This is a genomic window from Propionivibrio sp., from assembly GCF_049316945.1.
In the GTDB taxonomy this organism is placed as follows: domain Bacteria; phylum Pseudomonadota; class Gammaproteobacteria; order Burkholderiales; family Rhodocyclaceae; genus Propionivibrio.
This window is the reverse complement of the sequence record NZ_JBMOJE010000013.1, coordinates 54,775-68,216: the sequence shown is the minus strand read 5'-3', so window position 1 is coordinate 68,216 and position 13,442 is coordinate 54,775. Positions and strand designations below refer to the sequence as shown.

Annotated in this window: 9 protein-coding genes; 2 read left to right on the top strand and 7 right to left on the bottom strand. The window is 60.3% G+C overall.

Translation table 11 applies throughout. The features are described 5' to 3' along the window. Positions 1-484: 484 nt before the first annotated feature. Genes cheZ through ACOYNV_RS05155 form a run of 4 tightly spaced genes read right to left on the bottom strand, consistent with a single transcriptional unit; the run spans position 485 to position 4,280 of the window. Positions 485-1,144, bottom strand: coding sequence for a protein phosphatase CheZ (gene cheZ / locus ACOYNV_RS05170; protein WP_422898681.1), 660 nt, complete (start codon positions 1,142-1,144; stop codon positions 485-487). A gap of 2 nt (positions 1,145-1,146) precedes the next feature. After that, on the bottom strand, positions 1,147-1,548 hold the full coding sequence (gene cheY / locus ACOYNV_RS05165) for a chemotaxis response regulator CheY (RefSeq protein ID WP_422898680.1): 402 nt from the start codon (positions 1,546-1,548) through the stop codon (positions 1,147-1,149). A gap of 58 nt (positions 1,549-1,606) precedes the next feature. Further along, positions 1,607-2,104, bottom strand: a complete 498-nt coding sequence (locus ACOYNV_RS05160; protein ID WP_422898679.1) for a bacteriohemerythrin — start codon at positions 2,102-2,104, stop codon at positions 1,607-1,609. 1 nt (position 2,105) lies between these two features. Beyond that, positions 2,106-4,280 (bottom strand): ATP-binding protein, encoded by a 2,175-nt coding sequence (locus ACOYNV_RS05155; protein WP_422898678.1) that lies wholly within the window; start codon positions 4,278-4,280, stop codon positions 2,106-2,108. 927 nt (positions 4,281-5,207) lie between these two features. Between ACOYNV_RS05155 and ACOYNV_RS05150 the strand changes: the two genes are divergently transcribed. Both ACOYNV_RS05150 and ACOYNV_RS05145 read left to right on the top strand, forming a co-directional pair. After that, the gene (locus tag ACOYNV_RS05150) at positions 5,208-8,954 is read left to right on the top strand and encodes a two-component regulator propeller domain-containing protein (protein ID WP_422898677.1); all 3,747 of its coding nucleotides are present in this window, start codon (positions 5,208-5,210) and stop codon (positions 8,952-8,954) included. 140 nt (positions 8,955-9,094) lie between these two features. Further along, positions 9,095-9,898, top strand: coding sequence for a flagellar brake protein (locus tag ACOYNV_RS05145; RefSeq protein ID WP_422898676.1), 804 nt, complete (start codon positions 9,095-9,097; stop codon positions 9,896-9,898). A gap of 145 nt (positions 9,899-10,043) precedes the next feature. Here ACOYNV_RS05145 and fliE read toward each other — a convergent pair whose 3' ends face one another. The 3 genes from fliE to ACOYNV_RS05130 form a co-directional block, all read right to left on the bottom strand. Further along, positions 10,044-10,367 carry a flagellar hook-basal body complex protein FliE gene (gene fliE / locus ACOYNV_RS05140; protein WP_422898675.1) on the bottom strand — a complete coding sequence of 108 codons (324 nt, stop codon included), beginning with the start codon at positions 10,365-10,367 and terminating at the stop codon, positions 10,044-10,046. A 260-nt stretch (positions 10,368-10,627) separates the two neighbouring features. Then, positions 10,628-12,001, bottom strand: a complete 1,374-nt coding sequence (locus ACOYNV_RS05135; protein ID WP_422898683.1) for a sigma-54-dependent transcriptional regulator — start codon at positions 11,999-12,001, stop codon at positions 10,628-10,630. Positions 12,002-12,183: 182 nt separating this feature from the next. Beyond that, positions 12,184-13,428: a sensor histidine kinase gene (locus tag ACOYNV_RS05130; RefSeq protein ID WP_422898674.1), complete on the bottom strand. Its 1,245-nt coding sequence runs from the start codon at positions 13,426-13,428 to the stop codon at positions 12,184-12,186. Between the last annotated feature and the right edge of the window lie 14 nt (positions 13,429-13,442).

Below are 13,442 nucleotides of genomic sequence, written 5' to 3'. Positions count from 1 at the left end.
CGTCTGATACTTCTGCACTGGATACCGGCCTTCGCCGGTATGACGGCGGATGGTTGGATTAATGTCACGTTAAATTACCGTCATTCCGGCGAAAGCCGGAATCCAGTTTCCTTGGTAGCGTGAAAAAGCGATCAAGGAATGGTGCCGTTCCTGGAAATTTGCGCCTATCGAATCCGTGAATCCGCAGTGGCGAGATTTATACGACGAGATCGTCTGATACTTCTGCACTGGATACCGGCCTTCGCCGGTATGACGGCGGATGGTTAGATTAATGTCACGTTAAATTACCGTCATTCCGGCGAAAGCCGGAATCTGACCAAAGGGAATGTGCCCCGCAGGAAATACCCTTGGGGTGCAGAGCCAGTAGCGGTGCTACTTCCAGCAATGGCATATGCCTGAAGCGCCGCCTATTCATTGGCTCTCCAGCCACAAGCGTTGTAGAACGCCATTTGGCGCGCCTTCCAGCGGTGGTGTTCTCGGTGCTTCAGAAGCCGAGGCTGTTGAGCAGGTCGTCGACCTCGCCCTTGCTGGCGGCCGCCTCGCCGCTGGAGGCCGTATTGAGCAGCGGGCCGTTGAGCAGGTTGTTCGCTTCGTCCTTGCGCCGGCTGTCGGGAATCAGTTCGACCAGGACTTCCATCAACTGGCTTTCGAGGTTCTGGGCCAGGATGACGATCTTTTTTATGACCTGCCCGGTGAGGTCCTGGAAGTCCTGCGCCATCAATATTTCCATGAGCTGGGCGGTGGTGGCGGTGGTGTCTTGCGGCACCTGCTGGTCGAGAAAGGCGCGCGTGTCGCGGGTCAGTGCCCTGGCCTGGGCCGGCGACAGGCAGTTGCCGTCGAGTTCGGTCCAGCGCCGGCTGAGCGATTTGGCGCTCGCTTGCAGCTTGTCCTGGAGGGGAATGGCCACGTCGGTGGCGTTGAGCACGCGGCAGGCGGCCTGCTCGGTGAGGCTGGCGATGTAGGCCAGGCGGTCGCGGGTGTCGGGAATGGCATGCAACGTCTTTTCGATCAGCTTGTCGTAGCCCAGTTCATGCAGCGCATCGTTGAGTTGGCGCATGATCTGGCCGATGCGCTGGAAGGTGCGCTGGCTGTGGTCCTCGGCCACCGTGCCCGGGATCTGGATAGTGTTGTCTTGCTGGTTCATGGTCATGCGCTCCCTGAAGGGTTGATTTTGTCGAAGATTTTTTGCAGTTTTTCGCCCAGTGTGGCGCCGGTGAAGGGCTTGACGACGTAGCCGCTGGCCCCCGCCTGCGCGGCCATGATGATGTTTTCCTTCTTGGCTTCGGCGGTGACCATCAGCACCGGCAGGTGGCGCAGCGCAGGCGCGGCGCGGATGGCTTTCAGCAGTTGCAGTCCGTCCATGTTGGGCATGTTCCAGTCGGTGACGACGAACTGGAAATCGCCCTTGAGCAGTTTCTGCAGGGCGATGGCTCCGTCCTCGGCCTCGTCGACCTGCGCGAATCCGAGTTCCTTGAGCAGGTTGCGGATGATGCGGCGCATGGTCGAGAAGTCGTCAACCACCAGAAATCGTGTCGTCGGGTCAGCCATTGGTGTGCCTCGGGGTTTGCTCGTTGTAAAGTGCGGCAGTGTTTGCTTGCATGAGTTTTCAGACCTTCACGTTGACCCTGTTGCCCAGCGCCCAACTGGACTCGTTCGCGAACGCGTGTTGCATGGGTGCCGGGTCGTCGGCAAGGCGGGGGAGGGTGGCGACCAGCGCCTTGTCGGTGAGCAGTATATGCGATCGCAGCCAGTCGAGCAGGAAGGTCAGGATTTCGATGCTGAGCACGACCGAGCCGGCGTCGAGCATTTGCCTGAAGCCGTCGAGGCGGGCGACGAACTTGTCGTGTTCGGCCTGGTGCGCGGCGGCCTGGGCGTAGCCATGGTGGCTCATCAATGCCTCTTCCATGGCGAAGTGAGTCCGCGTGTAGCCGAGCAGTTCGCTGCACACCCTGACACAGGCTCTCTTGTCCTTGCCGGTATTCATGGCGCTCGCCAGTTGCTCGATCAGGTCGAAAAGCTTCTGATGGTCAGTGTCGATCCGGTCGTGGCCGAGAATCAGGCTGGTGTTCATGGTCAGCAGGCTCATTGCGATTTCTCCGTGCAATTCATGCCTCTTCCTCCGCCGGCAAGTCAAACAGGACGCTGCAGCCGCCGCCTGGCGTTTCCTCGATCCAGGCGCAGCCGCCACGGCTCTCGGCAATGCGCCTCAGGAGAGCCAGCCCGACGCCGGTGCTGGTGCTGGTGCTGGCCTCGCGGCCCGAAGCGAGGCGCTCGAAGACGCGAAACACCCGTTCGCGGTATTCCTCCTCGATGCCGGGGCCGTTATCGCTGATCCGGTAGCGAACGATGGCGCCCACGCGCTCGCCGTTGATGGTGATCCGCAGCGCGGCCGAGGCCTTGCCATCCTCACCATCCCGGTCATCCGGCCGCCTGGCTGCGGCCCCGTATTGCAGTGCATTTTCCAGCGCCACCTCGAACAGTTCGGCCAGGCGCAGGGCGTCGATCCAGGCCGGCGGCAGGTCGCCGACGGTGACGGTGGCGCCGGTTTCGGCGATGCGCGCTGACAGCCATTCAAGAACCTGGTGCACGGCCTCGCCGGCATCCATTTTCCCGATCTTCCCGCGCGGTTGATTGGCCATCAGAAAGCCGTCGATATCGCGCAGCAGGTTGAGCTGGCGACGCGCCTGCTGGCCAATGAATTCGAGCGATTGCCGGGCTTCGCCATCCTCGATCCGCCAGTCCAGTTGCTGGGTCAGGCGCTCGGCATAGTTGGCCAGGCGGCGGGCCGGCTCCTGCAAATGGTGGGCGTTGATTTCGGCAAAGCGCAGCAATTCGGCGTTGCTGCGGGCCACCAGCAGGCTCTGCTTCTCCAGTTCGCTGTTGGCGCGCAGGAATTGCAGTTCGGCCTGCTTGCGCACGGTGATGTTGGTATGGGCGATAACCGCGCCACGGGCTTTCACGCCCAGCGGTGTCGCCGACAGGGTGAACCAGCGCTGCTCGGTGCCGGAATGGCAGGGGTATTCGAGACTGAAGGCCGGTGCACGGCCATCGAGCACCTGAACTATGCCGCCGAGGGCATTGCATGCTTCTTCACCAGCGTCGCCGGTGCTGGAACGGCAGATTTCGAGATAATTTACCCCGATCCCTGTGTGCCTGGCCGGTCGTCCGGGCTCGGTGCCGTTGATCCGGGCGAAGCGCCGCCAGGCCTTGTTGACCGCCACGATAACGCCGTCGCTGTCAAGCACGGCGATTTGCGCGTTCATCGAGTTGAGCACGGCGTTCTTGAATTCATCGCTTTCGCGCAAGCTGATTTCTGCCCGATGTCGCCGCGACTCGGCAACGGCGGTGAGGGCGAGCAATAACAGGGCGCTGATCAGGGAAAGGGCGGAATTCCTGCGCCATTCGGCCAGGTAGTCGTTTTCCGCGATGCCCGCCGCGATGAAGAAGGGGAACTTGCCAATCGTGTGATAGCCGTAGATGCGCCGGACTCCGTCGGCGGTCGATTCAATTTCGCCGGCCCCCTGCGGACCGTCCTTGAGGATCGCCAAACGGACAGGAATATTCGGCGCCGCGGCGTTATCGACCTCGACCAGGCCGGGGTGGCGCACAACCAGCGCGCCGTTATCGATCCGGCGCAATTCCACCGCGCCCTTTTTGCCCAGTTCGATGCGGCTGAATTGTTCCTGGAGGTTGCCCAGATCAAGCGCGGCAACGGCCAGGCCAAGGAAAGCGCCAGCCTGGTCGCGAATCGGCTTGACCACATACATCGATGCGCGCTTGGTGAACCGGCCAATGGCCACCTCGGTAAAAATGACGGGGCTGCCGGGGTCAGCCTTCAGCTGCTGAAAAAATGCCCGGTCTGCGATGTTGGTCGCCGTCTCGCCGTCAATGCTGCTGTAGAGCCGGTCGCCGTTGGCATCGAAGACGCGCAAGGCCGACGCCGATGAAATATCCCGGACCTGGTTTTTTAGCTGGTGCGTAATTTGCGGGCCATGACGACCGACCATTTCCGGCTGCATCGCCTCCGCATCGATTTTGCTGGCCAGTTCCGAGACGTTACGTTCAGCCGCTTCAAAGTCAGTATTCAGCTTCGCTTCGAGTGCCAGGCTCAAATTCTTCGCTTGAGTTGCTGCACTTTCTTTTGCCGTCAGGTACGAAGCATGAATCTGATAGGCGATCAACGCCAGAAAGAGAACGGCAATCGTCAGCGCCGTCGATCCCGGTTTGTCCAGGAAACGGCGCGTCAGTGGCTGGCGCAGCGAATCATTCAAGTCGTTCATGACTAACCGGACTCCGGTGAAATATGCTGCTCTTCCTTCGCTTCATGGTCCACCCGTCGATGGCCCGGCCGCACGCCACTGAAAGATTTTCAAGTCCCTGCGGATTGTCCGCCGTCTGAAGTGCTGTTTCAGGGCAACAACTTCGTTTATCCCGCGCGAATCAACCTTAAAACCGCAGTTGGATGTGATGCCAATGTCGCAAGCCCTCATCCCCGGCCCTTCTCCCGCGGGGAGAAGGGTGTAAACTCCCTCGCCCTGCGGGAGAGGGTTGGGGTGAGGGCTAAACACGCGTCAAACATGCCTTTGCTGTCAATTAGTCGCGGTCAACTGCGGTTTTAAGGATCAATGCGGAGCAGGCCGTGAGGCTATTGGCCCATGCTTATTCTGCACCGGTCGAAAAAGAAAGTATGTCGGGGAATGCCGCTTTTTGTTGTCAGGAATTTTCCGCGTTGCGTAGGGATTCGCTTACACGTATGTAGGCGCATCGGCTGCGAAGCCCGTCAATCGGCGGTCCGGGCATGGCATGCTGCGAGATCCGCATGAACATTGGCTTCCATGGCACCGGCATTGAAAATGCCCGGAATCAGGGCCTTGGGGGAGGGGAGCTGTTTTTTCCCGCTCCGCGCCGGTTGGCGACTGGCTCCTGCCGGGGATCTGTTCGGTCGGCACTTCAATAGCGATGCCCTTCCTGGCTGATATCCCGGCAAAGCCAGGCAAGTCAAACCTGCCCACGAAAAGCAGGTAGTATAGGTTTTTCGTCATAGGGCCGTCGCAGCGGCCCGATTGCCGGACAACACAAAAAAACAGGCTTCCGATCAGGAACGCCTTGGGAGAGCAACATGATGGGCCGACCGGCAAAGCGCTGCCAGATCGTTGCTGTTCGCGGCGTTAACTGTGCCGTGACGATTGCCTTGGATCTCTGAGGCCATGCGCGGCTGCCGCCTTGCCGTGTGGGGACTTGGCGCTAGCGCGATGGCGCGCCAATGGCCAGGGCTGACGCTTGCGCCGTCATTGAACGTTCGCCGGCGCCTGCGGCTGCTGTGCGCCGGCCTGGCGGTCATCTGCGGCCTGCTGCACGCGGGCGGCGAGGCACAGGCGGCCAACCCGCCGCCGCTGCACTTCGAACCGGTTGCCAGCCTCAATGCAGAAGCCTCGCTGGCCTTTCTGCAGGACCGGCAGGGCTTTATCTGGGTGGGAACCAACACCGGGCTTTACCGTCACGACGGCTATCGCTCGCTGCATTATCAGCACGATAAGTCGATCGCGGACAGCCTGCCGGATGACAAGATCTCGGCCTTGTTCGAGGACAAGCACGGCCGGATATGGATCGGTAGCCGCAACGGCATTGCCCGCTTTGAGGCCAGGACAGGCCGCTTCACCCGCTTTTCACCGCGGCCGGCAGCGGACGGGGACCAGCAGAACCTGTTGACCAGGGGCCTCGTTGGCGACGGACAGGATGGCCTGTGGCTCGCTACGCGCGGGGGCTTGCTGCACTTCGACCCGGAAAGCGGGCGATTCGCCAGCTATCGGAATGATCCGGAACGGGCCGACAGCCTGCCCGGCGATAACGTTGCTGCTCTGGCGCGCGACGCCAAGGGCGGCCTGTGGGTGGGCACCTGGCCTAGTGGCCTGGCTTACCTGGCCAAGGGGAGTGAGCAGTTTCAGCGTTATGCGCTGGATAACGCAAAACTTCCACTGAAAAGCCCGAGCAATCCCCGCGCTCTGCATGTCGATAGCCGGCAGCGACTATGGATTGGCACCGATAACGGCGTACTTCTTTGGCATGGCGGGACGCCCTGGGCAAGCCTTGCGCGTCTTCCGTCGCCACCGGGCGTCGGTGGATTCCGCGTATTCAGCATTGGCGAGGATGGCGAGGGAAACATCTGGATCGGCACGCTGGAAGCGGGTCTGCTGCGCTGGGATGAGACGCAGCGGCGGTTTCTGGATTACACCCATCGGATCGACGATGCGCACAGCCTGCCGGCCAACGCCGTCAGTGCGCTGCTCGTTGATCGCACGCAGACGCTGTGGGTTGGCACGCACGGTGGCGGCGTCAGCCGCAGTGATCTGGTCAGCAGCGGTATCGAGCGGGTCATGCCGGACCTGCTCGCTCCAGAGAACTTCAAGGCGTGGAACATCGTCTTCAGCTTCGCCGAAGATGGGCGAGGCAATCTCTGGCTGGGTGGTACGGGAGGCCTGGCGCTGGTCAATCTGGCCGAGCGCAAGCTGCTGCGCAGCCTCCGCCATAAGCCCGGGCAAGCCGGCGGGCTAAGCAGCAACGCCATTTCTCATCTCTATCAGCAACCGGGCGGCGCACTCTGGATTGCCACCAGTGACGGGCTGGGTCGGCTCGACCCGGATAGCGGCAGCCTGCAGACAAAATATTTTGCCGGCCCGGGAAACAATTCGATCAACCGGATCGCCCCCGGAAGGAATGGGGTGCTCTGGCTGGCCACCGGCGGCGGCGTCATCCGCTACTCGACCAGCAGTGGTGCCGCCGAATATTACAGCCATGACTCCGCGTCCCCTGACAGCCTCGGTCCCGGTTCGAATTCATGCCTTGTCGAAGACCGTGGCGGCAATCTGTGGGTTGGCGGAGGGCAGGAAGCCGGCGCGCGCGGGCTGGCCATTCTTGAAAAGGGGGGCAGCCACTTCCGTCATTACCGTCACAACCCCGAGGGTAAAGCCAGCCTGAGCAGTGACATCATCACCAGCATTCACGAAGACGGGCAGGGGAATATCTGGCTGGGCACGGCGGCTGGCCTGAATCGCGCCATCCGGGCGGCCGACGGAAGGATCAGCTTCAAGCGCTACATGACAGCCAATAATATTTCGTCGGTGCAGGCGGATAAAGCCAACAACATCTGGTCCAGCACGTTGACGGGATTGTCGAGACTCGATCCGAAAACCGGAGAAGCGGTGAGTTACGCGAACGCCGAAGAAACGGCAAAGAGCACGCCGATTGAAGGCGCGGGCTTCCGCAGTCAGGATGGATCACTGTATTTCGGCAGCACGCAAGGGTTTACCGTGGTCAAACCGCTGGCGATTCAACAGAATATCAACCCGCCGCAAGTGGCGATCACCGACATCAGCGTCTTCAACCAGTCGCTGCTCAACCGGCCGGCATCGTCCGACATCAAGCTTGAAGGCTCGGTGACCGAGCCGCAGCATCTTCGGCTTTCGTGGAAGGCCTCGGTCTTTTCGCTGGAATTCTCGGCCCTGCACTATGCCGATCCCTCGCACAATCGCTTCGCCTACCGCCTTGACGGCTTCGACCAGGACTGGGTGGAAAGCTCGGCCGTTCAGCGGGTGGCCACCTATACCAACCTCGATCCGGGCGAGTATGTCTTCCGCGTCAAGGCCGCCAGCAATAACGGGGTGTGGGGCGAGAGCGAACTCAGCCTGCCGATCACCATCACGCCGCCCTACTGGAATTCCGCGCCGTTCCGCATCACGCTGCTGATCATCGTGCTGCTGCTGGCCGTATTCATCTATAACTGGCGCGTGCGTCAATTGATATTGAACCAGGCCCACCTTGAAGCGCTGGTTGAAGAACGCACGCGCCAACTGGTCGTAAAGGAACGTGCCAAGACGCGCTTTCTGGCTTCGGCGAGTCACGACCTGCGGCAACCGATCCAGGCCATCACGCTGTTCCTCGGCGCACTGAAGCGCAGTGGCCTGAAGGAAACCCAGAATACCATCGTCGGCCATCTGGACGCTTCCGTCGAGGCCTTGCGCGGTCTGCTCAACGCGCTGCTCGATGTTTCAAAGCTCGATGCCGGGGCAATCACTCCCTTATGCCAGCCGTTCTCGCTGAACCGGCTGATGGAAACCCTCACGCTTGAACTGAGTCCGCTCGCTCTCGACAAGAATCTGCGTTTCAAACTTTTCTGCCCGCACCGCGAAATTGCCCTGGACACCGACCAGCAACTGCTTACGGTGGCACTGCGCAACCTGATGGCGAACGCCATCACTTACACCGATCACGGCGGGCTGCTGTTTTCCGCGCGTCTGAGGGGAGAAGATAAAAAATCCGTCAGCATCCAGATCTGGGACACCGGCATCGGCATCAGCGAAAGCGAGCAGGCAAGGATCTTCGACGAGTTCTACCAGATCGGCAATCCGCATCGCGACCGTACCAAAGGACTCGGCCTCGGGCTGGCGATTGTCAAGCGCACGCTGGTCCTGCTCAAACTCACCATCCGTTGCCATTCCCGCCCCGGTCGCGGCACCGTTTTCGAGATCCTCGCGCCGACCACCAGGATGGTTCCGCCAATTCACGGCGTGTCCGCCGCGAACAAGCCGGTTGATCTGACGCTTTTTGCCGGCAAACGCTTCATTGTTGTCGACGACGATTTACAGGCAGCCGACGGAATGTGTTCATGGCTGCAATCGATAGGCGGTGAAGTCCTCGCCTATTCCTCGGCAGAAAGTGCGCTGGCCGATACCACGAACATCTATGCCGGGGATTACTACATTTCTGATTTCCGGCTGCCGGGAAAACTCAACGGCATCGATTTCCTGAAGTGTATCCGCGCCCGCAGCAAGGCGCCCGGCGTATTGGTCACCGGCGACACCTCATCAGAATTCATCGAAATGACGCATCGCTGCGGAATTCCGGCGCTGTTCAAGCCGATCGTTCCGGATAAATTGCTCAGAGCCCTGTCTGACTGAACCCCGTCATTCCGGGCTTGACCCGGAATCCAGAGGTGCACCACTAGATTCCGGGTCAAGCCCGGAATGACGGGGTGAGGGGGTACGCCTGATGCTAATTTGCTTTAAACTTGTTGCCGCGCCCGATCTCTGGAAATAATATGGATGAAAACGAAACTCAGGCAGGCCCGGAACACTCGCTGCCGCAATTCGAGCTAGAGCAATCCGACCAGTACAGCCAATTTTTGCTGTACTCGAAGTCGGAAATTCTCGCTGTACTGCGCACCATGATTCAAAGGGGGGCGATGATCACGGTTCATTTCGACCAGGGCCGTTCTTTCCTGCTCACTTCGATGATCACCCTGAGCGCCGACAATCGCGAGTTCATCCTCGACGTCGGCAGCAATGAGGAGATGAACGCCAGGGCGTTGCTGGCCAAAAAGCTTATTTTCACGACGATCATCGACAAGGTGAAGGTCCAGTTCAGCCTGAACAAGCTGTTGCCAACCCAAAATGACGGGCGCGCCGCATTTCTCGGCAAGGTGCCTGAAACCTTGCTGCGCCTGCAGCGTCGCGAGTATTTTCGCCTGTCAACCCCGATCGCCAACCCGGTGACGCTGAACACCACGCTCTACCGTGAAGACGGTAGCGCGCTGCTGGTCGCACTGCCCTTGCTCGATGTCAGCGGCGGCGGCGTCGGCCTGACGGCAACGCCCGACCAGGCCAGGCTTTTCCAGCGGGGCGACACGCTGGCTGACTGCAAGATGATGCTGCCCGATGAGGGTTTGCTGGTCACGACACTGTGCGTGCGCAACCTGTTTGACGTCACCACCCGCAGCGGGGCGCGCTTTGTTCGTGTCGGTTGCGAATATGTGAGCTTGCCGCCTGCCCGGCTGAACATGGTTCAGCGTTACATCACCCGCGTCGAGCGCGAACGCAAGGCGCGACTGAGCGGTCTGGCCTGAGCGGTTGTGAAAGTATCAAAAATCCACCGCAGAGGCGCAAAGCCGCAGAGGTTGCGCAGAGAAAACCTTTAAAAACATGGGATTTCCTTTGCGTTATCTCTGCGGCTCTGCGCCTCTGCGGTGGGTGTTCAGGCTTTTTTTCGTTCTAAACCGACATGTTCATCATGTCTTGATAGGCCGTAACGAGCTTGTTGCGCACTTGCACCATTTCCTGGAACGAAATACTGGCCTTCTGCAGGGAAATCATGACTTCATGCAGATTGGCGTTGCCGTCGCCGGCGGCAAAATTTGCCGCCATGCCTTCTGCCTGTTGCTGCGTCTGATTAACCTGGGCAATCGAATTCTGCAGTATCTGGGCGAAGTCGGCGCCACCCGCCGGCGTGCTCTGCGCCTCGGCGACACGGCCCCCGGCCTGCGCCGCCGTTGCCCGCAATACGCTTAACATCTGATCAATACCTTGAGTGTCCATGTGCTTCTCCAAACATTTGTCAAACTATCCATTGCAAAAATCGCGCCAGATTATCCTAAAAACCTCAGTTCAAACCACGGCGACACGGCGGGCACAGCGAAAAGCTGCTGCGAAGCAAATACTCTTGGGGTGCTCAGTATTTCAGGATTTCATGGTTCATCCAAAGGGTGAATCATGAAAATATTGCAAGCCATTGTTTTTCCGTTGTGTTCGCCGTGTTCGCTGTGGTCAACTGCCTTTGTCAGGATTATTAGCCCCGCTCACTTTTTGTAAAACCCCGCGTCCCGGTATTGTTGGAGTTTGTAACGCAAGGTTCGTTCCGGAATTCCCAGGCGTTCGCAAGTGCGTTGCCGCGACCCGCCCATCGCGGCCAGCGTCTCCAGAATACGCTCACGCTCGAAATCCCTCATGGTGTCGGTCTTCTGCCCGTCTGGCGGCAGCCCGGAGGATGCCTGGCAAGGGGCGTCAGGGCTTGTTCCTCGGGACGGGGGCGCAGGCAACGGCAGCGATGCCGTCAGGTGCAGTTCGTCGACTGCAACGACTTCTCCGGCAGCAAAAATCACCGCACGCTGCATGACGTTTTCCAGTTCCCGCACGTTTCCGGGCCACGAATGACTGCGCAGGGCGTCCTCGGAGGAGGGTGCCAGCCGCAAGCCGGTGCGCCCGGAACGACCGCCGTGCTCGGCCAGAAAATGCTGCGCCAGCGGGACAATATCTTCGCGGCGCTGACGCAACGCAGGTATCAGCAAGGGAAACACGTTGAGCCGGTAATAGACGTCTTCCCGGAAAACCCCCTTGGCCACGGCATCGGCAATGTCTCTGTTGGACGTGGCGATGATACGAATGTTGAGCGCGACCGGCTTCTTGCCGCCAACCCGCTCGACCTCGCGCTCCTGAAGCACGCGCAACAGCTTGGCTTGCAGCCCCAGCGGCATCTCGGTCACTTCGTCGAGCAACAGCGTTCCGTTTTGCGCCTGCTCGAATTTTCCGGCCTGGGCCTGCTGGGCGCCGGTAAAGGCGCCTTTCTCGTAGCCGAAAAGCGTCGACTCAAGCAGGCTGTCGGGAATGGCGGCACAGTTGATGGCGACAAAGGGCCCCGAACGCCGCGCCGAGTGGTTGTGGATGTATCTGGCGACGATTTCCTTGCCGACACCGCTTTCACCGGTCAGCAAGACCGTGGTGTCGGTCTGCGCCACGCGTGTCGCCAAGGCAAACAGATTGCGGGTGACCGGGTCGTTGGCGACGACGCGGTCATCATCCATGGCTTCCGGCAGTCGATAGCGCGCCACGTGTTCGAGCAGCGCCTTGGGTTCGAAAGGCTTGAGCAGGAAATCACAGGCGCCGGAGCGCATGGCTTCGACCGCCCGATCGACTTCGGCATAAGCGGTCATCAGGACCACCGGGAGATGCGGGAAACGGCTGCGAATTTCCTTGAGCAGCGCGATGCCATCCATCGGCATCATGCGCACATCGCTGACGACCAGCGCCACGGACTGCGCTTCAAGCAGCTTGAGCGCTTCCTCGCCGCCCGGCGCGGAAACGACGGCCAGCCCGGCAAGTTCAAGCGTGTCGCACACCGCTTCGCGCAAATGGGGGTCGTCTTCGACAACCAGTATCGGCAATCCCTGAGCCATCATTGTTCTGTTATCCTAAAAACCGCAGTTCAAACCACGGCGACACGGCGTCACGGCGGGCACAGCGAAAAACCTCAGCATTTCAGGATTTCATGGCTCACCCAAAGGGTGATCCATGAAAACATTTCAAGTCATTATTTTGTTACGTTGTCCCTCTTCAGGGAGCACCCCGAGGGTATTTGCTACGGCGCAGCTTCGCGCTGTTCGCCGTGTTCGCCGTGGTCAACTGCTTTTTCCAAGGTTATTTGTTCGTTCGCCGCCCCGGCGGGCAGCAACATGATGAATTCCGACCCCTCACCCGGCATTGAACTGACTTCAATGCTGCCGCCATGAGCACGCACGACACCGAGCGCAATCGCCAGACCGAGCCCTGTTCCCTGGCTCCGAGTCGTAAAGAAGGGCTCGAAAATCCTTGCCTGCGCTTCCGGCGCGATGCCGCCACCGCTATCGCGCACGCTGACCCTGATCTGCCGCCCGGCGATGATAGCGCTTAACCTTACCTCACGCTGGCTTTCAATGCGCCCCTCGCAGGCCTGCAATGCGTTTTCCAGCAAGTTCAGCAGCGCACCACCGAGCGCTTTGCGACTGCCGATGATCATCGAGTCGCCCACCTCGGAGGTGACACGGAAACTGACTCCTTTTTCCCGGCACAAGGGCTCCAGCATCTGTGCGGCATCGGCGATCAGCGCAGCGGCCGGAATGATGTCACGACCGATGCTTTCGCCGCGCGCGAAAAGCAGAACGTCCTGAATCAGCCGCTCGAGGCGTTTCAATTGTTCGGTCGCCTTGCCGGCAAAGCGCGTACGTGCGGCATCGGAGAGGTCCGGCTGGGTCAGGTTGGAGCTGTAGAGCAAAGCTGTCGCCAGTGGCGTTCGCAACTGGTGTGCCAGTGAGGCGGCCATCTCGCCCATGGCCGCCAGGCGCTGGTTGCGCTCGACGTTGGCCTTGAGTTCGCAGGCGGCGGTAATGTCGTGAATCAGCAGCAGGCGACCGCCCGCTGAATCAAGCGGGCTTTCGGCGATTGAAACGCGTCGCGCTTGAAGCTGCCACTCGTCCGGTGCGTCGGTTGCCGCGAGTTTGTTCCTGGCCAGCGTCGGCCAGTCGCTGTCGATGACTGTTGCGCCAAACATCTGCCGGGCGACGGGATTGGCTTCACTGACCGCCGCTGTGCTGTCGAGAACCACGACGCCGGCCGGCAAGGCATTGAGCAGCAGGGAAAGACGTTCGGAAAGCGCTTCCTTCTCCTGAAATTGCCGTCGCAACTCGCCGTTGGCGACGGCCAGCTCAGCGGTCAGCGATTCGACGCGACCTTGCAGTCCCTCGTAAGCCTGGGTGAGTTCGAGCGAAACCTGATTGAATACGTCAAAAGCGCGCTGCAATTCCTGCGCCTTCATTTCCGGAGCCGGTATTTGCGCCGCTTCACTCATTCGTTGGAAAATCC